Annotated in this window: 19 protein-coding genes, 2 tRNA genes, 1 other RNA gene and 2 pseudogenes; 16 read left to right on the forward strand and 8 right to left on the reverse strand. The window is 36.0% G+C overall.

The genetic code is table 11. The annotated features are described in order from the left end of the window. Together fabZ and lpxA are read left to right on the forward strand one after the other, a co-directional pair. Complete coding sequence (gene fabZ / locus DJ533_RS08525; protein WP_065992065.1) at window positions 1-486, forward strand: 3-hydroxyacyl-ACP dehydratase FabZ; 486 nt, start codon at window positions 1-3, stop codon at window positions 484-486. Further along, window positions 483-1,271: an acyl-ACP--UDP-N-acetylglucosamine O-acyltransferase gene (gene lpxA / locus DJ533_RS08530; protein WP_065992067.1), complete on the forward strand. Its 789-nt coding sequence runs from the start codon at window positions 483-485 to the stop codon at window positions 1,269-1,271. The genes fabZ and lpxA overlap by 4 nt, the downstream gene beginning before the upstream one ends. 92 nt (window positions 1,272-1,363) lie before the next feature. Here the strand turns inward: lpxA and DJ533_RS08535 are convergent, their stop codons facing one another. Continuing rightward, window positions 1,364-2,215, reverse strand: coding sequence for a YbgF trimerization domain-containing protein (locus tag DJ533_RS08535; RefSeq protein ID WP_171488609.1), 852 nt, complete (start codon window positions 2,213-2,215; stop codon window positions 1,364-1,366). A 316-nt stretch (window positions 2,216-2,531) separates the two neighbouring features. On the opposite strand from DJ533_RS08535, the gene ffs reads away from it, so the two are divergent. Then, window positions 2,532-2,628, forward strand: an RNA gene (gene ffs, locus DJ533_RS08540) — signal recognition particle sRNA small type. Between the two features lie 102 nt (window positions 2,629-2,730). Here ffs and DJ533_RS18895 read toward each other — a convergent pair. Continuing rightward, window positions 2,731-3,182, reverse strand: a pseudogene (locus DJ533_RS18895) (IS30 family transposase); the annotation flags it as partial. 77 nt (window positions 3,183-3,259) lie between these two features. On the opposite strand from DJ533_RS18895, the pseudogene DJ533_RS08550 reads away from it, so the two are divergent. From DJ533_RS08550 to DJ533_RS08565, 3 genes and pseudogenes are all read left to right on the forward strand, one after another. Continuing rightward, window positions 3,260-3,606, forward strand: a pseudogene (locus DJ533_RS08550) (IS630 transposase-related protein). Window positions 3,607-3,764: 158 nt separating this feature from the next. Then, window positions 3,765-3,959: a transposase gene (locus tag DJ533_RS19155; RefSeq protein WP_407647744.1), complete on the forward strand. Its 195-nt coding sequence runs from the start codon at window positions 3,765-3,767 to the stop codon at window positions 3,957-3,959. 781 nt (window positions 3,960-4,740) lie between these two features. Continuing rightward, window positions 4,741-5,106 carry a hypothetical protein gene (locus DJ533_RS08565; protein ID WP_065992074.1) on the forward strand — a complete coding sequence of 122 codons (366 nt, stop codon included), beginning with the start codon at window positions 4,741-4,743 and terminating at the stop codon, window positions 5,104-5,106. A 278-nt stretch (window positions 5,107-5,384) separates the two neighbouring features. Here DJ533_RS08565 and DJ533_RS08570 read toward each other — a convergent pair whose 3' ends face one another. Both DJ533_RS08570 and rpsU read right to left on the reverse strand, forming a co-directional pair. Next, on the reverse strand, window positions 5,385-5,831 hold the full coding sequence (locus DJ533_RS08570) for a GatB/YqeY domain-containing protein (protein WP_065992076.1): 447 nt from the start codon (window positions 5,829-5,831) through the stop codon (window positions 5,385-5,387). 38 nt (window positions 5,832-5,869) lie between these two features. Further along, on the reverse strand, window positions 5,870-6,085 hold the full coding sequence (gene rpsU, locus DJ533_RS08575) for a 30S ribosomal protein S21 (RefSeq protein ID WP_001136722.1): 216 nt from the start codon (window positions 6,083-6,085) through the stop codon (window positions 5,870-5,872). A 145-nt stretch (window positions 6,086-6,230) separates the two neighbouring features. On the opposite strand from rpsU, the gene tsaD reads away from it, so the two are divergent. Beyond that, window positions 6,231-7,247 carry a tRNA (adenosine(37)-N6)-threonylcarbamoyltransferase complex transferase subunit TsaD gene (tsaD, locus tag DJ533_RS08580; RefSeq protein WP_065992078.1) on the forward strand — a complete coding sequence of 339 codons (1,017 nt, stop codon included), beginning with the start codon at window positions 6,231-6,233 and terminating at the stop codon, window positions 7,245-7,247. A gap of 120 nt (window positions 7,248-7,367) precedes the next feature. On the opposite strand, the gene DJ533_RS19160 is transcribed toward tsaD, so the two are convergent. Further along, window positions 7,368-7,436 (reverse strand): hypothetical protein, encoded by a 69-nt coding sequence (locus DJ533_RS19160; RefSeq protein ID WP_407647745.1) that lies wholly within the window; start codon window positions 7,434-7,436, stop codon window positions 7,368-7,370. Between the two features lie 28 nt (window positions 7,437-7,464). Next, on the reverse strand, window positions 7,465-7,668 hold the full coding sequence (locus tag DJ533_RS18795; protein ID WP_215900547.1) for an Imm51 family immunity protein: 204 nt from the start codon (window positions 7,666-7,668) through the stop codon (window positions 7,465-7,467). Between the two features lie 213 nt (window positions 7,669-7,881). On the opposite strand from DJ533_RS18795, the gene DJ533_RS08590 reads away from it, so the two are divergent. Together DJ533_RS08590 and chrA are read left to right on the forward strand one after the other, a co-directional pair. Next, on the forward strand, window positions 7,882-9,423 hold the full coding sequence (locus DJ533_RS08590; protein WP_065992080.1) for an esterase-like activity of phytase family protein: 1,542 nt from the start codon (window positions 7,882-7,884) through the stop codon (window positions 9,421-9,423). 74 nt (window positions 9,424-9,497) lie between these two features. After that, entirely contained in the window at window positions 9,498-10,709 is a 1,212-nt protein-coding gene (gene chrA, locus DJ533_RS08595) for a chromate efflux transporter (RefSeq protein ID WP_065992082.1), read from the forward strand. A 76-nt stretch (window positions 10,710-10,785) separates the two neighbouring features. Here the strand turns inward: chrA and DJ533_RS08600 are convergent, their stop codons facing one another. Beyond that, window positions 10,786-11,658, reverse strand: a complete 873-nt coding sequence (locus tag DJ533_RS08600; protein ID WP_065992083.1) for an ATP-binding protein — start codon at window positions 11,656-11,658, stop codon at window positions 10,786-10,788. A 195-nt stretch (window positions 11,659-11,853) separates the two neighbouring features. Between DJ533_RS08600 and DJ533_RS08605 the strand changes: the two genes are divergently transcribed. The 5 genes from DJ533_RS08605 to DJ533_RS08625 all read left to right on the forward strand — a co-directional run bounded on the left by DJ533_RS08605 (window position 11,854) and on the right by DJ533_RS08625 (window position 16,877). Further along, a complete protein-coding gene (locus DJ533_RS08605) occupies window positions 11,854-13,365 on the forward strand; it encodes a DUF3336 domain-containing protein (RefSeq protein WP_065992084.1) in 1,512 nt (503 codons plus the stop codon). Continuing rightward, window positions 13,362-14,159 (forward strand): protein kinase domain-containing protein, encoded by a 798-nt coding sequence (locus DJ533_RS08610; RefSeq protein WP_065992086.1) that lies wholly within the window; start codon window positions 13,362-13,364, stop codon window positions 14,157-14,159. The genes DJ533_RS08605 and DJ533_RS08610 overlap by 4 nt, the downstream gene beginning before the upstream one ends. A gap of 108 nt (window positions 14,160-14,267) precedes the next feature. Continuing rightward, window positions 14,268-14,352: transfer RNA gene (locus tag DJ533_RS08615), tRNA-Leu, on the forward strand. A gap of 39 nt (window positions 14,353-14,391) precedes the next feature. Beyond that, a tRNA-Trp gene (locus tag DJ533_RS08620) sits at window positions 14,392-14,465 on the forward strand. A gap of 822 nt (window positions 14,466-15,287) precedes the next feature. Beyond that, window positions 15,288-16,877 (forward strand): fatty acyl-CoA synthetase, encoded by a 1,590-nt coding sequence (locus DJ533_RS08625; protein WP_065992088.1) that lies wholly within the window; start codon window positions 15,288-15,290, stop codon window positions 16,875-16,877. Window positions 16,878-16,933: 56 nt separating this feature from the next. Here the strand turns inward: DJ533_RS08625 and mutS are convergent, their stop codons facing one another. Next, window positions 16,934-19,573: a DNA mismatch repair protein MutS gene (gene mutS, locus DJ533_RS08630; RefSeq protein ID WP_065992090.1), complete on the reverse strand. Its 2,640-nt coding sequence runs from the start codon at window positions 19,571-19,573 to the stop codon at window positions 16,934-16,936. A gap of 439 nt (window positions 19,574-20,012) precedes the next feature. Here mutS and yaaA point away from each other — a divergent pair, with 439 nt between their 5' ends. After that, window positions 20,013-20,792 carry a peroxide stress protein YaaA gene (yaaA, locus tag DJ533_RS08635; protein WP_065992092.1) on the forward strand — a complete coding sequence of 260 codons (780 nt, stop codon included), beginning with the start codon at window positions 20,013-20,015 and terminating at the stop codon, window positions 20,790-20,792. A 29-nt stretch (window positions 20,793-20,821) separates the two neighbouring features. Further along, a complete protein-coding gene (locus DJ533_RS08640) occupies window positions 20,822-21,442 on the forward strand; it encodes an HD domain-containing protein (RefSeq protein ID WP_065992097.1) in 621 nt (206 codons plus the stop codon). Window positions 21,443-21,459 lie beyond the last annotated feature (17 nt).

Consider the following 21,459-nt stretch of genomic DNA (forward strand, 5'->3'; position numbering starts at 1 on the left):
ATGACTGAGTCTAAATCTCTACCTTTCACGGTTCCTGAATTACCTATGCAAACCCAAACGATTCGTGAGTATTTACCACATCGTTATCCATTTTTGCTTGTAGATCGTGTAACAGAAGTCACAGAAAATGGCATTGTTGGCTATAAAAATGTGTCCATCAATGAAGAATTTATGCAAGGTCATTTTCCTGGCTATCCGATTATGCCAGGAGTATTGATCGTTGAAGCGATGGCGCAAATTTCAGGTGTATTAGGTTTTATCATGAATAATGAAAAACCAAGACCTGGTTCATTGTTTTTGTTTGCTGGTGCTGAGAAGGTGCGTTTCAAAAAACAAGTCGTTCCAGGTGACCAACTTGTGCTAAAATCTGAATTACTTATGCAAAAACGTGGCATTTACAAATATTTATGTACTGCTAGTGTAGACGGCATGGTAGCAGCAACTGCTGAAATTATCATCTCTCATCAAAAATTAGAGCAGGCATGAGTAACAAAGATTTAATTCATTCTACCGCTATTATTGACGCTACTGCACAGATTGCTGCTGATGTAGAAATTGGACCGTATTGTATTATTGGACCGAATGTTAGCATTGATTCTGGTACTAAGCTTCATTCTCATGTTGTGGTAGGTGGCTTTACACGCATTGGTAAAGATAACGAAATTTTTCAGTTTGCAAGTGTGGGTGAAGTATGCCAAGACCTTAAGTTTCAAGGTGAAGAAACTTGGTTAGAAATAGGCGATGCAAATAAAATTCGTGAACATTGTAGCTTACATCGTGGTACAGTTCAGGATCATGGCTTAACCAAGATTGGTAGTCATAATTTGCTTATGGTCAATACGCACGTTGCACATGACTGTCAGATCGGTGATCATAATATCTTTGCTAATAATGTTGGAATAGCAGGGCATGTCCACATTGGTGATTATGTGGTTATTGGTGGAAACTCTGGGATTCATCAATTTTGTAAGATCGATTCTTATAGCATGATTGGTGGGGCGTCTTTGATTTTAAAAGATGTGCCTGCTTATGTGATGGTTTCTGGTAATCCTGCTCACGCATTTGGGATGAATGTCGAAGGCATGCGTCGCAAAGGTTGGTCGAAAAATGTGATTCAAGGTTTACGTGAAGCATTTAAATTGATTTATAAAGACAATTTAACTACTGAACAAGCAATTGCAAAAATCACAGCAGATATTTTGCCTGAAGTTCCAGAAGCGCAGCGATTATTAGACTCTTTAATCCAATCAAAACGTGGTATTGTTCGTTAATATTGTGATTTTAAATTAAACTCGATAAATTTAAAAAGACATCCTCTTGGATGTCTTTTTTATTTTATTGGAGCATAAGAACTGAAGTGCTCTTAGCTTTTCTTTAAATAAGTGGCTTCTTCTGAGTTAGGAAATGCAGTTAATAGTTTGTTTTTATAGACATTTGCAGTTTGAGGGTTTTTATTTACCTCCATTGCGATGCTATATAAACGGTATAAGGCACGTGGTGCTTTAGATGAATTTGCGTATTTTGCAGCAACGATTTCATAATTTTTTTTGGCTTCTTTATAGTTTGGTGGTTCGATGGCTAAGTTGAACTCAGCTAACCAAAAATATGCATTGCCTGTATAAATGCCATTCGGATTATTTTTAATAAAATTTTGCATTGGCTCAATGGCTTTTTTAGCGCCACCTTGTTTATAAGCATCCAAAGCAACAGTATAAGCTGCTTTTTCTAAATCAGCAGTATTACTGGTATTCACGGTTTCTTGAGTGGGAGCTTCGGTTGTACTTTGCGAGTTTGGTGTAGTTGCAATAGGCGCTTGATTTGGGGTAGACGTGTTTGGATCAGATGGAGGTTGAGCTTCTGGTGTTGCATCAGGACTACTTTCATCTGTTGTGCCAGTATCAGCATCTAATTTTTGTGCCATCAATTCTAAACGCTGATCTAAATCCGTATAACGGTTTGTCAGTTCTTTGTTGAGCTGTTCAATCGCATTGTCTTGTTCTTCAATCTTGCCACGTAGTTCACGAATTTGATTTTCTAATTGTTGATTTTTTTGCATTAAATCCCAGTTCATATTTCCAGTAATAGGCGTAGGGGAACCAGAAATGTTGCCTGTTGAGTCTTGATTACTCAAACCTCTAGATTCAATAGGAATAGCATACAAAGTCGCTGAACTTAAAAGTGCGATTGAAAGGAGCGCATGCTTTTTTAGCATAATGTTAAATCCATAAAAGTAGCTTTACTGCCTGTATTTCTTATTGAGAAATCAGTCATATCATTCGAGAATGGGTTTTATTTAAAACGGCTCGGCAGGGAAATGCAAGCTGCTTTTACAATGTTCTAGCATTTCTCTAAAAATGTGATTATTTTTAAGGAAATATACAGAAAATAGTCTGAATTTGTTTATTTATACTCCTGTTTTTATTGATCTTGCTGAGGAATTAATCAAATAGTCATGAAAATCATTAAAAATAGAAATGGCTACTTGCAAGAAATTTAAAAATCTCTATACTTTGATCTTGCAATGGTAGCCCTGCTGGTGGCTTCGCAATTGTACTCTGAGAACCCCGCCAGGACCGGAAGGTAGCAACGGTATCAGAACTACGATGTGCCGAGGTTTTGCTAGTAGGGTTGCCACCAGATTTAAAATTATAATCTTATTTTTTATAGTAGGCAGATTCAACTAGCAAGTGCGAAAGTAAAATACCTTGCCATCACCTCACTAGGAATATGCTATCCAAGTGACTTACGAGGATGATGATTTAAATTGTTTTCAATCGCTTGTGTTTGAGGTTCTGTAATATGCTCAAATGATGATGATTTTAGCAAAAACTGTCGAATCAAACCATTGGTATTTTCATTTCTTACACGTTGAGTAGACTTATAAAGATCTGCGAAGTATGTTGCTATACCTTGATGTGTAATCCTCTCTTGCTCTGAAAACTCTTTAATTGTCAAGCGTTATACACTATAGGCATAGGCGTGACTTAGTTTTAATCGTTCAATACGCTGCGAAATGATATGTTTGGATCGCCTTGCGGTACCTAAGTGTACGATATGAAGATAAAGGCTTTTCGATTAACCAAGGTTAATATTTCACTTTTATAATTTTTACCGATGACCCTATCTCTTTCAAAATCTCCCAATCTTTCACGTTGGTATATTTCTTTAGGTCTCCAATGAATAAATACTCATTCGATTTGTGAGTTGACCTTGTTGATCATTATAGTCTCAGCACACTAAAAAACAATACAATGCAGATATGGGCTATCCAATACATTTTAGAAGCAAAATATTAGCCAAGCTTAGAAGGTCAATCTATCCGAGCAGTTGCTCAGCACTTTGAAATTGATAAAAATACAATTGTCGAATGGAAAAGCCGAATCGAAATAAAAAGAACTCGGCCAAGTAAACCATCTAAAGTTGATGATAATGCATTACGTGCAGATGTTGAACAATATCCTGATGATTATCAATATGAACGCGCTGCTCGTTTTGGTTGTGGTACTTCTACAATTTGAGATGCACTCAAGCGTATAAATATCACAAGTTAAAAAAGATTTTACATCACTCGAAAGCAACAAACGGAACTCAGAGAGCAGTATTTAAAAGATTTAGACCGATTAAGGTATCAACATTCGATCTATCTTGATCAAAGTGAATTGAAATCTGATCAACATAGACCTTATGTTTATTTAAAATAGGGAGCTCCTAGTTATGCAACATATAATTGGCAATTAAAAAATCAAATCAATGTAATTGAAGTAATCTATGAGGGTAAGTTATGTGTAGTTAGTTTATTTGATAGCAAAGTAAATTCGGATCTATTTCATTTTTGGGTAGATGAGTTTTTATTACCTGAATTACCATCGAATAGTGTAATTGTCATGGATAATGTGGCATTCCATAAACGACAAGATATACAAGATTTATTAATTCAACATGGGCATCAAATACTTTGATTACCACCCTATAGTTCTGACCTTAATCCTATTGAAAAAATGTGGGCATAGGTGAAAAGAAAAAGAAAAAATGGTTGGTTAACTCAATAGGTAAGCTTTTTATTCGTCTCTTTAATGAATGTATGAGAAATTAAACGGTTTTACTATATTCTTAAGCCCTCTTTTTCTATACATTTTTTGGCTTCTTAAACATTTGCTTAAGTCTCCACCCTTTGCCTTATCACTGCAAATATATTGATAAATCCATTCATGAGATGAAGCAATCATCCACGTACTTGTAAAGCTGAAGCTATTTGTTCAGGAGATCATGTGCTTTTCAATAGATGATTAATGTACTCACAGGCAAACGCAGTAAAACTCGAAGTATGCATATAGTGACGAATTTGAGCTAACTGATGCGCTTGTTTAGGATGATAGCCACGCTGTCCTTTATTATGGTTAATATCTCTATAAAGAGTTGAACGGGAATGATTTAATTCACGAGCTAATTGTGCTTTAGGTTTATTGCTTTTCAAACAGCGAGAAATTTCGTATCTTTCATTTTGAGAAGGTTGGGTGTATTGCTTGATATTGTGCTTTCTAATTGAGGGTTGAAAAAATCATCATGATTGTAATTCACTTAATTTTTTCACCCCCATTACAGATGTGTTGCACTTAACTTTTGAATCCGTGGTTGATAAAATTATTTGAATGTTCACTTTGTAACAAATATAAATATCTATTTTCTATAGAAAAAGTTAATCTTGTTCTAAAATAATTTTTTTAAGTTTTAAGTAAGTCTATGAAAAAAATAATGGCAGTTTTAGTGTTAATAGGTTCTACACAACTGGTCTTTGCAGATGCGGCAGAACATTATGCACGCCAAGTTGAAAAGATCTCAACACAATATAATACGCAAATGAAAAGCTTTTTGCGGAGTTTAAATCCTAAAATCACTCAATTCGATGCGCAGCAAAAGGCACAGTATTGCGATATTGTTAAAACTTATGTGGATGACATGTATAAAGCAACCGATGAAAATCGCAGTAATTTACCGCCTTCATATATGTCGATCACAAAACAGGATATTATCAATAAAGTAAATAGCTCACCTGAAATGCAAATTTTAAAAAAATATAATATTCAGTGTGATTTAAACAATCGTTAAATTCTAGAAATGGATTGATATACGCTTCATTTTGAAATAAGTAGTAAAAGTGTGCTTAAGTAGAGAATATTCTAATTTAGCGGATTTATAGAAAATTTGAACAATCTCATCTATGGCGAAGCTTGAAATATAAATCTATTGAGTTTATATGGTGTTAGAAAAAGAATTTAAATCAATTTGGACTATTTAAATAAATGAATTATTTCATTGCAAAATAACTTTTAAATTTCTGTTTAAATAGACCAAACCAAACAATAAAAGATTTTGAGATCGGGAAATTAAGCAAGTTTTGCTTTGATTTTACTCGATACTTGTGCAGGATCGGCACGTCCGGCTATGATCGGACGTAGAGAATTCATCACCTTACCCATATCTTTCATGCTAGTAGCACCTTGCGCTTCAATTGTTTGCGCAATGAGAGAATCAAGCTCGTCCTCTGACATAGCTTCAGGTAGAAACTGAGATAACACCTCAATTTCGGCTTGTTCTTTACTAGCTAAATCTTCGCGATTAGCCCCTAAAAAGGCTTTAACCGACTCTTTGCGTTGTTTGATTTGCTTTTCAATGACCGCAAGAACCTGAGTATCGTCAAGCTCTATGCGCTCATCGACTTCGATTTGCTTGATTGCTGCCTGTAGACCACGTATTACCGTTAACTTATCCATTTCTTTTGCACGCATAGCGGCTTTTAAAACGTCAGTGATTTGGTTTTTTAAAGTAGTCATTGAAATTGTCCAGTCAGTCAATCATTCACAAATAAATCTTAGTAAAGGCGAGTAGTACGTACTGATTCACGCGCCAATTTCTTTTGGTAGCGTTTAACAGCAGCAGCTTTTTTACGTTTACGTTCTTGAGTAGGTTTTTCGTAGAATTCACGTTTACGAACGTCAGCAAGAACACCTGCTTTTTCGCATGAACGTTTGAAACGACGGATAGCTACGTCTACTGGTTCGCCTTCTTTCAATTTAACTTGTGGCATGAAGAATCCTCATTGGTTTATGGATAAGATCAGGGTTGAATTACCCTTGATCACAAGTGAAGGACAGTATTTTACTCATTTACATCTCATATCACAAGTCTATAATAGCTTTAGCAATATTTTGATACGGGTAAAAGGCAATTTAATGATCGTTCTTGGCTTAGAAACGTCTTGTGATGAAACAGGATTAGCGCTTTATGACAGTGAACTCGGTTTAAGAGGGCAAGTACTGTATAGCCAGATCAAATTGCATGCTGAGTATGGTGGTGTTGTTCCTGAACTTGCATCTCGTGATCATGTAAGAAAGCTAATTCCATTGATTAATCAATTGCTTGAGAAAAGCAATGTAAACAAATCTGAGATCGATGCTGTGGCTTATACGCGTGGGCCGGGTCTTATGGGCGCATTGATGACAGGCGCATTGTTTGGTCGCACATTGGCATTTGCACTGAATAAGCCTGCAATCGGTGTGCATCATATGGAAGGTCATATGCTTGCACCACTTTTATCTGCTCAACCACCAGAATTTCCGTTTGTCGCTTTATTGGTTTCGGGTGGACATACTCAACTGATGGCAGCACATGGCATTGGAGAATATGAAATATTAGGCGAATCGATTGATGATGCAGCAGGTGAAGCCTTTGATAAAGTGGCAAAAATGTTGAAGTTACCTTATCCAGGTGGGCCCAATATTTCCCGTTTAGCAGAACAAGGTGATAAAAATACCTTTGAATTTCCACGTCCAATGTTGCACCAAGGTCTGCAATTTTCTTTTAGTGGTCTAAAAACTGCCGTTTCGGTTCAACTGAAAAAATTAGAGGGTGAAAATCGGGATGCGGATATTGCAGCATCATTTCAAGAAGCATTGGTGGATACTTTGGTGAAAAAATCTATCAAAGCTTTAAAACAAACAGGTTTAAAACGCTTGGTGATTGCTGGTGGTGTCAGTGCCAATAAGCGTTTACGTGAACGTCTTGAGGCAGATTTAGCCAAAATCAAAGCGACTGTTTATTATGCAGAACCTGCTTTATGTACGGATAATGGTGCAATGATTGCTTTTGCGGGGTATCAGCGTTTAAGAGCAGGACAGAAAGATGGTTTGTCAGTTACCACCACGCCACGTTGGCCGATGACTGAATTAAGCAAGCCTGAATCGTGTTAAAGTTTTTTAGATGCTAGAAAGAGGCGAAATGCCTCTTTTAAAATTCAATGATGGAAGCGAAATAAAGTGCTTAATCTAAATCTGTATCTGAAAATATTTCAATCATAAACTCATGTTTATCTAAAGCCTGTCTAAAAATGGCGTAAATTTCTTTAATGCTTCAGCATCACTTGAATAAGCACAAAACATTTCTGCTTCAGGATCAAATTTAATAATCTCAACCAATCTCAGGAAGTTGTTTGTCTACATAAATACTAGCCAATGATGCCCAATCATAACCATTGCCTTCGACACTTTCATCAACACGACTTTGAAAAATTTGCGATTGGAAATTTAAATCACTTAAACATATAGAGCAGCTATTTTCATGTTTTACCCAAAAGAAGGGGGGAATAATTTCTTTAAAATTCTCAATATTCATTGTGATCATGTTGTATTGGAGTATGATTTTTAGTTTAAAGTCGATTGAAGTTCTGCATTGTTGAAATTATGAAATGAATCTTGATTCAAAAGTGATATTTTTGAAAAATAAGCAAAATACAATTTGAACATATTTAAAAAAATAAAAATTTCATAGATTTGTCATTGAAGCCCATTAGCATCGAAACACAATTTATCAGTGTGAAAAACAACAATGAAACAACAGCTTTTGGCGCTCTCAATTTTAACGACAATGATTTTGGTCGGGTGTGGAAATGATAAGGATAATACAAATACTAATTCAACAAAGCCAGAACCATCAAAGCCATTAACTCTTGAGCAAACACTTAAATTTGCAGATAAAAATTGCTGGTTGGGTGGAACTGCTAAATCGAGTGGTTTGGATTTAAATGCGAATGGTAAGTTAGATACAAATGAAATTCAAAAAACAGAAAATGTGTGTTTAACAGAAAATGTATTTGCCCATGGCGTGCGTTTAAATTATGAAGTGATGGACATTAAAGGCATCGTAGACGGTGCTAAAGCAGGCAATCACATCGAGTTTCGTCGTGGAGGTTTTGGTTCAGACTTGGTGGCTCATCCAACTGAAAAAAATCAATTTTATGCACTGACAGATCGTGGTCCAAATGCAGATTATAATTTAAATAAAGACAATGGGAAAATGTTCCCAGATCCAAGCTATACGCCACGCATTGGTTTGTTTGAAGTACAAAGCGATGGTACTGTCAAAAAACTCAAAGAAATTTTATTAAAAGATCGCACAGGCAAAAATATCACAGGGTTGCCTAATCTCAACTTTGGTGCGACCAAAGAAGCGGCTTATGATAGGTATGGAAAACTCCTCCAACAACAAACTGATGAATATGGTTTAGATCCTGAAGGAATCGTGGCATTAACGGATGGTACATTTTGGGTGAGTGATGAATATGGTCCGCACATTGTACATTATGATGCGACAGGTAAAGAAATAGACCGTATCAATGCTTTTGCAGAGGATAATCGCCGTATTGGAGGGTATCTGTTACCTGCTGAATTTTCAAAGCGCCGTCCAAATCGTGGTATGGAAGGTTTAACCATCACACCTGATGGCAAGACACTGGTCGGAATTATGCAATCCACAATGGATAATCCTGACAGTAGCACAAATAAATCGGACTTAACCCGTATCGTGACGATTGATTTGGCGAGCAAAGTCATAAAACAATATCTGTATAAACAAGAGGGCGGTGCAAAGGCATATTCTAACTCTGCGATTACCGCTTTAAGTAATACTTCATTCTTAGTACTTGAACGTGATGGCGATTTTTATAAAGACAATCCAGATGTCTTTAAGCGTGTTTATAAAATCGATCTACGTCATGCGACCAATTTAGAAGAGGTCAAAGAAACTGCGCAAATTAAACAAGATCAGAAACTAGGATTGACTATTGATGGGTTAACTTTAGAGCAATATGTTTTAGCAAAAGGTTGGGATGGCTTGAAAGCTCTGAATATTGTACCGCCTAGCAAAATCTTAACTTTAGACATGAATCAGCAAGTTAAATTTCCCCATGACAAAATGGAAGGTTTATGGTTAATTGATCAACAGCGTTTGGCTTTAATTAATGATGATGATTTTGCACTTTGGGTCAATAAAGGCGTGCTTGAGCAGAAATATTTAGATAAAGATAAAAAAGTGATTGATGGAAATACGCTCTATATTGTGGATGGTTTAGATTTAAAACCAATCCCTTAAGTATTTAAATTATTCTATAACCATGTTATTTCAAAGTGAAATAACACGGTTATTCGCCTGATTGAATTATTTTTATGTCCAATATCACCCAAAATAAGTTTTCAAATTTTTATATTTTTATGACCTTTTTAAGGTTAGGCTGCATTGCATTTGGTGGACCTGCAGCACATATTGTTTTATTTCATAATTATTTGATCAAGAAGTTATCTTGGTTGGATGAGCAAGAATATTTTAAAGTTTTGGCATTGGCGCAAATCATTCCAGGACCCACCAGTAGTCAAGTAGGGATCACCCTAGGTTATTTAAAAAATGGCTACTCAGGGGCATTTTGTGCTTGGTTAGGTTTTACTTTACCTTCTGCGATCTTGATGGCAGGCGCAGCATGGTTGGGACAATATTTTTTTGAAAACCTAAATTTATACTTTTTTCATATTATTCAACTAATTGTATTGGCTGTGGTATTTTGGGCATTTTGGCAAATGTTACGCAGCCTTTGTCATCATGTTTGGCAATATATTGTCATGTTATTTTCAGCAGTTTTTATTTATGCTGTGCCATTATCTGCCAATCAAATTATTGTTATCTTGCTTGCTGCACTATTAGGATTATTGTTAGCGCAAGAAAAACCCAAGCAAAATGAGGTTAAAAATACCCAATTTCAACTAAAAAGTTCTAAAGCTTATTTGTGGTTAATTTTATTTGCTTTACCATTTTTATTATTTCCTATTTTAAATCATGTACATCCATCATTATTTATACAAGCTTTTGCAGGTTTTTATCGCTCAGCCTCTTTGGTTTTTGGTGGTGGACATATTGTTTTACCCTTATTGCATCAGGATTTTGTTGCGACAGGTTTAATCTCAAATGAAAAATTTGATTTAGGTTATGCGATTGCACAGTTAATGCCAGGACCTTTGTTTAGTTTTGCCAGTTATTTGGGGGCATTATTACCGTTTACATCATCGATTTTAATCAATGCAAGTCTTGCGACCATCATGATTTATTTGCCTTCATTTGTATTGGTTTTTGGAACTTTGCCCTATTGGTCTTGGTTGATGCAACAGCAAAAAATCTATAAAGCTATTCAAGGAATCAATGCCGCAGTGGTGGGTTTATTATTGTGCTTGATCATACAAATGACTGAAAAATATATTGTGCAATGGTTGGATGTGGTATTTGTCATGATGGTGATTTTATTATTAAAAACGAAACTGCCTGTCTGGTTAACACTGATCGCAAGTTTTATGAGTTATTATTTTTATTTAAATAATTTTGTTATGCCATAAAAAAAGACCACATAAAAATGCGGTCTTTTTTATTTAGCTTATTTATAGCTCTAGGTAAATCATAATTTCATCGAACTCATAAGGCTTTTAATTTCTCTGAACCAATCCAATGTTTAGAAAATTGATACGCTGCACGACCAGAGCGTTGTCCACGACTTTGACACCAACGTAGTGCTTCAGCACGAGTTGCATCATCGAAAGGCATGTTTTCTTTTGCTAAATAGTGCTCAACGATCTCTAAATACAGGTTTTGATCCATGGGATAAAAAGACAACCATAATCCAAAACGGTCTGATAAAGAAATTTTTTCCTCAATTGCTTCCTGCGGGTGTAACTCTTTATATTGAGGAACATCGACTTTGGTGACAGGGGTATTTTCATGCATAAATTCAGGCAATAAATGGCGGCGATTACTGGTCGCATAAATAATAAAATTGCTTGAACCTGACTGTAATGAACCATCTAAAACACTTTTTAGGCTTCGATAATTCTCATCTTCTGCATTAAATGCCAAATCATCACAATATACGATAAATTTTTCAGGGCGATTTTCAATAATTTTTTGAATTTCAGGTAAATCAGATAAATCATCACGTTCAATTTCAATCAAACGCAAGCCTTGATCACGATATTTGGTTAATAAAGCCCGTACAATGGACGATTTACCCGTCCCACGAGAACCTGTGAGCAAAATATCATTGGCTGGAAACCCATTTAAAAACTGTTCTGTATTTTGCAAAATTTTATCACGCTGGCGTTCAATGCCTTTTAAATCGTCTAAGTGCATTGCTTTGGGTTGATAAATCGGTTTCAGTTGTTTGTCTTGCCAACGATAAGCAGGTGCAGAAAAATCAGTTTCTTGTTTTGGTTCAGGGAGTACGTGCTTAAGTTGCTCAAGCACGGTTGAAAGTGATTGGATCAGAGAATGAGGTAAATCAAAAGATGCCATAAATATTCACTAAAAATTATCATTTGATGAGATATTAGCACTAGAATCCTTTGACTGTGAATGTGCTGTAGTAAAAATGAACATTCTAGTCAAGAAATAATCGCTTTGAGGAATTGCTTCTCTAAAAAATATTCAGCATAGTGAATGAAACATGTACTCTATTTTTAGAGTCGGATTATAGGACCATGCTAAAAAATGAACATAGAATTTAAACATGATCTCAACCCACATCAAGCATACCGTATAAAAAAATTAAAAAGGCAACTTCAGCACGCTGAAAATTATGAAGAGTGGAAGGCAGTCGCACTTAAGCTCGATGAGGAAAGTGGTACACAAGAATGGAAATATGATAATAGTTCATCTTATTTTGACTCTGAAATTATTGCGCATCGCTTAAATATTTTAAGACGTTATCGCCATCAAAAGCGTACAGCCGATCTAATTTATATTTTAAGTGAAGGTTTAAGCCACGATATTGCCAATATCGCCCATCCATTGCTTTTTACAGAAACCTATGTAGGGACTAAAAAACTGATTGAAGATTATGTTGAAGAGGTCAGTCAAAGCTTAGCATTTGTGGCCTCTGTGGCATGTGAAGATTTAAGTTTAAAAGAAAAAATTGAATTTTTTAAAAACTGTGAAATGGTGTATGGACATCCTGCAATTATGTTTTCAGGGGGGGCAACGCTGGGTTTGTTCCATACTGGAGTGTGTAAAGCATTAATGGAACAAGATCTCATGCCGAAAGTCATCTCTGGCTCAAGCGCGGGTGCAATTATGACGGCAATGCTAGGAATCTCCGAACCAAGTCAAATTCCTGACATTTTATCAGGTGAGCATTTTTATAGTGAGGCTTTTCATTTTAGAAGTTTAAAAGAGTTGCTCAAGGGGAATGGTGGTTTTGCAGATGTTAAATATTTGAAGAAATTTTTGGTTGAAAATTTGGGAGATCTTAGCTTTGAAGAAGCCTATCAAAAATCTGGTTTAGATATTAATATCAGTGTTGCACCCTATAATGTTTCACATGAAGATGCACGTATTATGAACAAATATACCGCACCCGATTTGTTGGTATGGAGTGCTGTGCTGGCATCTTGTGCAGTTCCGATTTTATTTCCGCCAGTACGTTTAACAGGAAAGCGTTATGATACGGTGCATACACCTTATCTTGCGAGCACACGTTGGGTCGATGGCAGTGTGCGCAGTGATTTCCCACAAGAGAAAATGTCACGTTTATATAACATCAACTACACCATTGCCAGTCAGGTCAATCCACACATTGTCCCATTTATGCAAACCGATACTAAACGCTTTAGAAAGGATTTACTTAGTTGGCCAGAGCGCATTGTACGTAAACACGGTAAAACCATTGCGATGGATGTGATGGATTTTACGCGGGATCGTATGGGGCGTATTCCATCAGTCCGCAGGCTTTTAGAGCATGGCTATGGCATTATTGATCAACGTTACTATGGTGATGTAAATATCATTGGAAATTATAGTTTGAAACATTATCAATATATGTTGCAAAACCCTCGTCCAGAGTTATTTCAATTATTACAAAGAGAGGGTGAGAGAGCGACTTGGCCTAAAATTTCAAGTATTGAAACCCACGCACGGATTGGTAAGACGATTCAACACTGTTTAGAGTTATTAGAGTTTAGTCTTAAAAATAAATCAACATCAGCACAAACCGTTGAGATATGAGCAAACAATCACTAGGTAAAGCACTGAATTCTGCTCGAAGCCAAAGCTTTGGGCGTAGAGTGTATTGTGTAGAAAATAGCATGGGTAAATCTTGGCTCAAACGTCAACTTGCCCATGTGAGTACAGAATATGAGCGTGGTTTTTTAAATGAATTAGAAATATATACACGATTAAACTCTTTAGCATTACCTGATCAAAATATTTTGTGTGATTTTTCGATTTCAGATATAAGTAATAACGAGCCAAATCATGCTAGCTATTTAAATCAAGAATTATGTGTAGCACATACAGATGCACTTTTTGCTAAAAATCCCTTCGAAATGGCATTTTCTAACGTGATGCAAGTGTTAAAACAAAGCGTGGGGGTGCTGGAAAATTTACATGAATTGGGGTTTATTCATGGGGACTTGAAAAGAGAACATTTCAGGCTTTTTAATGATGAGGTTCGTTTAATTGATTTTGAACAAAGTTCCCATTTTGATGATGTGACGAATATGCTAAATACAGCAACGCCACGTTATATGGCTCCTGAGCTTTTTCATGCAAAGCCCAAGTCGGTACAAAGCGATATTTATGCTCTAGGGATTATTTGGCTGGAGTGGTTGAACCAAGAAAAACTACAAGCCACAACCTACCAAGAGTGGGCATATTTGCATTGTCAAAACTTAAAAATTTATTTACCTGAGTCATTTTCAGTATTGGAAGAAATCTTGGAGCAGATGTTAAACAAGCAACTCTCTCAACGTTGTATAAATATTTATCAAATAAAACAAGTATTAAGCCAAATTGTCTAAACGAAAAGTGAAGACATATGATTTTGTTTTATATTTAAACAAACAGCTTCTTTTTTTGAAAAAAGGGCTTGTCAGATGATAATGATCTCTATAATATACACAGCCATTGGGGACGTGGCGAAATTGGTAGACGCACTGGATTTAGGTTCCAGCGCCGCAAGGTGTGAGAGTTCGAGTCTCTCCGTCCCCACCAAGTATTATTAAGTGGAATAAAAACTTGATAATCTGCAATAGAGGATTGGTGTAATGGTAGCATGACGGTCTCCAAAACCGTTCGTCAAGGTTCGAGTCCTTGATCCTCTGCCAAGATTCTAAAAAAACCTGTTAATTACAACAGGTTTTTTTTCGTCATAACATTCTACATTCTACATTCTACATTCTACATTCTACATTCTACATTCGCTTAATTAAGCGTTTTTCGGATGGTTTTGTACTGAAATATATTTTTTAGTATCAAAACTAAAGTTAAAATAATCATAGAGCTAAAAAATAAATTGTATTAAATTTAGACGTTTGCTTATTTGTTTGAAAATGTCATTTGATGACGCTAAATATTTATCTCTCACTTTGGCGTTGAATAAACTCATGATCCAACGAGAGATGTAAGATGAATGAAACTTCTGTGTTCATCATGCAAAATCAAAGTAAAAAACGTAATTAAAATGCCAATGAGATTCTAAATGTGAAGTGAACCATATTTATGATGAGCGTGGTGCAATCTTACCGTTTGAATTAACGGAATCGTTATGTGATATGGAAATCTGAAGTTTGGTATTATTCAATGAATAAAAGGCATGAAGGCTTATTTCTCATGCTTTTTAATACTTTCTTACCATGCTGATCAGACGCATAGGGTATGATTAAATTGATTCCTTATACTGCTTATTTCTTATTTTTTTGTAGTGTGTCAATCGTTAAGTTCTAAAAATATTAAAAACTGAACTGTATAGACTAATTTTTTGTTTAAAAATGAGAAATAGTTGGCTTGTTTAAAAATCCAACAGTGATAGATTCGATAAATAGAAGAATAAATTTTTCTTTTTGTTCAAAAAAGAAGAAAGAGGCTTCTGTTTTCAATCATTTAAAATTTTAAGATTAATAACTCTAAAGCTGCAAAGGATTTGCAACATGATTCAAAATGATATTCAACGTGCCCGCCGTATGCATATTGCTGATATTCCCACACGTAGTGCACAACGTTTTGGAAATAAAATCGCCCTTGTTGATCACGAACATCAGATGAGTTTTAAAGAATTTCATCAATGTGTTGAGCAAATTGCGATGCATTTATACGATCAAGGTCTGCGCAAAGGCGATAAAGTGATGATTTTTTCGCATAATTGTTGGCAATTTCCAGCGATTTTATATGCGACAGCCAAACTTGGGGTGATCAGTGTACCGATTAACTTTATGTTGAATGCAGCAGAAGTGAATTATTTATTGCAACATGCACAACCGAAAATGGTGGTCGTTGAAGATAGCTTATGCACTGTGATGGAGCGGGCATTGATAAAAACTGATTTCATACCACCCCAGCAAGTGGTGATTGATTTAAATCAATCAAATGTTGCAGCACAGTGGCAAAATTTTGATACGTTTTTACAGGATATAGAGATTACGTTGCCTGAGATAGAATTGCATGCACATGAGCCAATCCGCATGATGTATACCAGTGGCACAGAGTCTTTGCCAAAAGGTGTACTACTAAATAGTGAAGCCTTAATGGCGCAATATACCAGTTGTATGGTAGAAGGGCAGATGAGCTCAAATGATCGAGAAATTCATGCTTTTCCGATGTATCACTGCGCACAATTGGATGCTTTTTTAAATGTTGATTTAATTTTAGGGGCAACCAGTTATATTTTTCGGCGTTTTGATCCAGAAGCGGTATTGGATACCATTGCCAAAGAAAAAATTACCAAATTATTTTGTCCACCTACAGCTTGGATCGCTTTGCTCAACTCTGAAAAATTTAATCCAGCAGAATTGGGCTCATTAAGCAAAGCCTATTATGGTGCATCTGCTATGCCTAAAGCAGTGATTGAGGAGTTATTGCAAAAATTGCCTCATATTCGATTTTGGCAATTTTATGGGCAAACAGAAATGGCGCCTGTAGCCACCGTGTTACATCCAGAAGATCATTTTGAATATGCAGACTCAGTGGGTAGACCCGCATTTAATGTGGAAACCCAAATTATGGCAGAAGATGGAGAGATTTTGCCACAAGGTGAAGTGGGTGAAATCGTGCATCGCAGTGTGCATTTGACCCAAGGCTATGATCAAAATGAAGAAAAGAATGCTGAAAGTTTTAAATATGGTTGGTTTCATAGTGGCGATCTCGGTTATTTTAATGAACAAGGTTATCTTTTTGTGGTCGATCGTATTAAAGATATGGTCAAATCAGGCGGGGAAAATGTTTCAACACGTGAAGTAGAAGAAGTTATTTATCGTATGGATGCTGTGAAAGAAGTTGCTGTGTTTGGAACACCGCATCCACGCTGGATTGAAGCAGTCACAGCTGTTGTGATTTTACATCCTGATCAGTATTTAACAGAAAAATTGATTATTGAGTTTTGTGCACAGCATTTATCTGCTTATAAAATGCCAAAAATGGTACATTTTGCGGAGGCTTTACCCAAAAATGCCAGTGGGAAGATTTTAAAACGAGAGCTAAAACAGCAGTATCAACATCAACCTACTGAAGCCAAAGTCAGTTAAATGAAAAGGATCAACAGACCTAGAAGAAATAGGTCTGTTGATCTAAGTTTATAAATCTATTGACTTTTTAATAAATCCTTGAGTTGATACAACTGAGCCAATGCTTCACGAGGTGTTAAATCATCTACCTCAATATGAGCAAGTGCTTCCAATACTGGAGAAGATTTTTCAATTTCAATGATTTTTTCAATCACTTCAGGTTCGCCATGTATATCTGTAAATAAATCATTTTGCACAGTATGATTTATTTGCTGATGTTGCTGTTTCTCTAACGTTTTTAAGCGTTTTTGTGCTTCTTTAATTACACTTTCAGGAATACCAGCCAGTTTTGCAACTTGTAGACCATGACTCTGGCTAGCGGGACCTTTCTGTACTTTATGCAATAAAATTAGATTACCATTGAGTTCTTTGGCAGTGACATGATAATTATCAATTGCATTTTCTTTAGCAAGTTCAGTCAGCTCAAAATAATGTGTCGCAAATAAACATAAACATTTAATGCGTTTGGTCAAATCAAGCACGCACGCCCAAGCGAGAGATAAGCCATCGTAAGTGCTTGTACCACGACCGACTTCATCCATCAGGACTAAGGATTGATTGGTGGCATGATGTAAAATCTGTGAAGTTTCAGTCATCTCCACCATAAAGGTTGATTTTCCTGAAGATAAATCATCGGCTGAACCGATACGGGTGAAGATGCGATCAATTGGTCCAAGTTGGGCTGATTTTGCAGGGACGAAACTACCACAATAGGCGAGTAAGCTGATTAACGCTGTTTGACGCATAAAAGTCGATTTACCACCCATGTTGGGACCCGTAATAATCGCCATACGATGATTAAAATCTAGTTGGGTATCATTGGGAGTAAAAGGTGTTTTACTTAAAGACTCAACTACAGGATGGCGACCACCAATGATATTTACGCCGATCTCAGGACTATACTCAGGGCGATTCCAATTGTTTAAACGTGCTTGATGGGCGAAATTTGCCACTAAATCAATTTGAGCAATGGCGCTGCTCATCATCTGTAAATTGGCAATATCCGCACGTAACTCTTCTAAGAGCATTTCAAATAACATTTTTTCACGCGCTAAAGCACGGGACTCACTGGATAACACTTTGTCTTCAAAGGCTTTGAGTTCAGGCGTGATATAGCGTTCTGCATTTTTTAAAGTTTGACGGCGAATATAATGTTCAGGTGCTTGCTCAGCTTGCGCACGGGTCAATTCAATATAATAACCACTGACACGGTTATAGCCGATTTTTAAAGTATTAATGCCCGTATTTTCACGTTCTTGTATTTCTAAATCAATCAAGAATTGTCCAGCATGATCACGGATTTTACGTAGTTCATCCAGTTCGCTATCAAAACCTTCAGCAATCACATTCCCATCACGCAACAAAACAGGTGGATTTTCCACAATCGCTGACATCAAGCGAGCATGTAAGCCGTTAAAATTACCAAGTTCTTGATTAAGTTGTTGTAATAAGTCAGTTGATTTTGCTTGTTTTAAAATCGGTTGCAAGGCATGTCTTAAAAATGGAATTTGTGCACATGCTTGACGTAATTGTACCAAATTACGTGGACGGGCACTGCCCAAAGCGACTCGACTTAAAACTCGCTCAATATCGCCAATTTCTTTTAAAACCAAACGAACAGGCGCTTCATGATATCCTTTGAGTAAGATATCAATTGCGTCTAAACGTGCATCTAAAATTGCAGTATCACGCAGCGGTTGCATCAGGGTACGACTTAGTAAGCGCCCACCCATTGCAGTTTGCGTGTCATTGATCAAAGAAAATAAAGAAGTTCCATGTTCAAATAGCGGTTCAATAATTTCTAAATTACGGCGTGTCACTGGATCAAGCGCAATAAAATCACTACTTTGCTCAAGTTTGAGCGAGCGAATATGAGGTAAAGCCGTTTTTTGAGTTTCTTTGGCGTAGTGAATTAACGATGCCGCAGCTGCTTTGGCTAAAGGTAAATGATCAATCCCAAAACCAGATAAGGTTGACACAGCAAATTGATCACATAAAGTTTTCTGTGCATTGTTAATATTAAAATCAACATTTGGACGTTTGGTAATTGGACATTCGATTTGTTTTTTAATCGCCTCAATAATATGCGTATCTACCAAATCCTCATCAATTAAAATTTCACTTGGCATCAAACGTGCCAATTCTAAAGGTAGATGTTCAGGTTTATAGACTTGCTGTTGTACTTTAAATATACCAGCACTTAAGTCTAACAGCGCAATACCCATTTGATTTTGTTGAATACACAGTGCGAGCAAGTTGGAAGTTTGATGTGCAGTTAATAGGGCATCATCAGTTAATGTTCCAGGGGTAATAATCCGTACCACAGCACGCTCAACCGGGGCTTTGCCTGTAACTTCACCGACTTGTTCGCAGATCACAACGGTTTCGCCTTTTTTGACTAAGCGAGCCAAATAACCTTCTGCGGCATGAAAAGGGACGCCTGCCATTGGAATCGGGTTGCCGTTGGTTTTGCCACGATGCGTGAGTGTGATCCCTAATAGTTTGGCTGCTTTTTGTGCATCATCAAAAAATAATTCGTAAAAATCCCCCATGCGATAAAACATGAGGGAATGTGGATATTCGGCTTTTACTTTTAAGTATTGCTGCATCATTGGTGTATGGTTGGAAATATTCGCCATGATTTCAGTCATATTCATAAAAAATAAAAACCTTAAATTAAATAGAAATGAGGAGGATGTAGATTCTCACACTTTATCAAAGCAGTATAAATATAAACGCAGCTTTAAAAGGATCGTACTTTTTGAGAATTTTAAAGTTTAGCTAGGTAATTTATCTGCGATAGGGAGATCATTCAGTCAATCTTTCAATTTTAGCAAAGATCAATAGATTAATAAAAAGGAAAAGCCAAAAAAGCATATAAATAGTATTTCAAAAAATAGATGGACTATATTCTACTCAAATACTTTAACTGTTGTGACATTCTGAATGCGGCTGAATGAAGAGATATTTAGACAGGTAACCTCAATATTTACAAAAGTGATTTATTTTAACGATAATTTGCTACGAAAAACACAATTCGCATAAATACAGTGCAACTGTTATATTGTTTAGGTTAATTTTTGAAGTGAAATCTTTATGCTTGTTCTAATTTCTCCTGCAAAAACATTGGACTATGAAACAGATTTGCCAACAGATCAGCACACAATGCCAAGGTTGTTGGATGCTTCAGAGCAATTAATTACAGTATGCAAAGCGTTATCTGCAACAGAAATCGCAATTTTAATGAGCGTCAGTGAAAAAATTGCCAGTTTGAATGCTGCACGTTTCCATGACTGGACAACTGATTTTAACTTCTCGAATGCACGCCAAGCCATTTTCGCTTTTAAAGGTGATGTCTATACAGGTTTAGATGCTTATCATTTATCTATAAAAAGTATTGAATATTCACAAAAACATTTACGTATGTTGTCTGGGCTGTATGGTTTGTTAAGACCTTTGGATTTAATGATGCCTTATCGTTTGGAAATGGGTACAAAATTGAAAAATTCAGTGGGAAATAATTTATATGAATTTTGGGGAGATAAAATTACCGATCTGATTCATCAAGATTTACAACAGGCAGGTTCAAAAATCTTAGTAAATTTAGCTTCTGATGAATATTATAAATCGGTGAAAGAAAGCAAAATTGATGCTGAAATTATCAAACCTGTTTTTCTTGATCAAAAAAATGGTCAGTATAAAGTGATTAGTTTTTATGCAAAAAAAGCCCGTGGTTTGATGGCACGATTTATTGTTGAAAATCAGATTGAAAGCATTGAAGCTTTAAAAACCTTTAATAGCGAAGGTTATTATTTTGATGTCGAAAGCTCGCTAAAAGGTGAATTAGTGTTTAAGCGAGATGAGTTAGCCATTTAAGATTTTAGATTATAAGAGGAGTGTGTCTAATGCAAAATGATCAAGATCAATTTCGACTGTATTGGACACAGTTTTCTGAGCATGTAAATTTAACAAGCGTACAATCAGCGTCATTATTTTCGCTCCTAGACTATGCTTATTCACATAATTATTATCATACCCATCAACATATTGTGGAATGTCTTGAATTATTTTATGAAATAAAAGATCAACTCAATGACCCAATTGCAGTTGAATTAGCTATTTGGTTTCATGATGTAATTTATGATCCACAAACATCTGATAATGAAGAACAAAGTGCGAAATTAATGCTTAAACATGGTGTGGGTATTTTAAAAAAAGCTGAACTTGAAAAAGTCGCACGATGGATTATTGCGACTAAAAAGCATTTGCCTAGCAAAGTGCATGATTTAAAATATCTACTCGATATTGATCTTGCTATCTTAGGCGCTTCACCACAACGCTTTATGGAGTATGAAAAGCAAATACAACAAGAATATGTTTGGGTCAGTCCTGAGGTTTATCAAGTTAAAAGGACAGAAGTTTTGATGCAATTTTACCAACAACAGCCATTATTTCAGACTGAATATTTTCAACAAAAATTTGAAGACGCTGCAAAAAACAATTTGGCTCAAGTTTTAAGTTGCTAATTCTAATGAGTTCTATG

Source organism: Acinetobacter defluvii, assembly GCF_001704615.3.
Classification (GTDB): domain Bacteria; phylum Pseudomonadota; class Gammaproteobacteria; order Pseudomonadales; family Moraxellaceae; genus Acinetobacter; species Acinetobacter defluvii.

Bases quoted from the DNA above. Each gene is read 5' to 3' on its own strand.
- chrA (WP_065992082.1), top strand. From the start codon at position 9,498: ATGTCCAATATCACCCAAAATAAGTTTTCAAATTTTTATATTTTTATG.
- DJ533_RS08590 (WP_065992080.1), top strand. From the start codon at position 7,882: ATGAAACAACAGCTTTTGGCGCTCTCAATTTTAACGACAATGATTTTG.
- mutS (WP_065992090.1), bottom strand. From the start codon at position 19,573: ATGAATATGACTGAAATCATGGCGAATATTTCCAACCATACACCAATG.
- DJ533_RS08610 (WP_065992086.1), top strand. From the start codon at position 13,362: ATGAGCAAACAATCACTAGGTAAAGCACTGAATTCTGCTCGAAGCCAA.
- DJ533_RS08640 (WP_065992097.1), top strand. From the start codon at position 20,822: ATGCAAAATGATCAAGATCAATTTCGACTGTATTGGACACAGTTTTCT.
- DJ533_RS08605 (WP_065992084.1), top strand. From the start codon at position 11,854: ATGAACATAGAATTTAAACATGATCTCAACCCACATCAAGCATACCGT.
- yaaA (WP_065992092.1), top strand. From the start codon at position 20,013: ATGCTTGTTCTAATTTCTCCTGCAAAAACATTGGACTATGAAACAGAT.
- lpxA (WP_065992067.1), top strand. From the start codon at position 483: ATGAGTAACAAAGATTTAATTCATTCTACCGCTATTATTGACGCTACT.
- tsaD (WP_065992078.1), top strand. From the start codon at position 6,231: ATGATCGTTCTTGGCTTAGAAACGTCTTGTGATGAAACAGGATTAGCG.
- DJ533_RS08600 (WP_065992083.1), bottom strand. From the start codon at position 11,658: ATGGCATCTTTTGATTTACCTCATTCTCTGATCCAATCACTTTCAACC.
- DJ533_RS18795 (WP_215900547.1), bottom strand. From the start codon at position 7,668: ATGAATATTGAGAATTTTAAAGAAATTATTCCCCCCTTCTTTTGGGTA.
- rpsU (WP_001136722.1), bottom strand. From the start codon at position 6,085: ATGCCACAAGTTAAATTGAAAGAAGGCGAACCAGTAGACGTAGCTATC.
- fabZ (WP_065992065.1), top strand. From the start codon at position 1: ATGACTGAGTCTAAATCTCTACCTTTCACGGTTCCTGAATTACCTATG.
- DJ533_RS08565 (WP_065992074.1), top strand. From the start codon at position 4,741: ATGAAAAAAATAATGGCAGTTTTAGTGTTAATAGGTTCTACACAACTG.
- DJ533_RS08570 (WP_065992076.1), bottom strand. From the start codon at position 5,831: ATGACTACTTTAAAAAACCAAATCACTGACGTTTTAAAAGCCGCTATG.
- DJ533_RS08625 (WP_065992088.1), top strand. From the start codon at position 15,288: ATGATTCAAAATGATATTCAACGTGCCCGCCGTATGCATATTGCTGAT.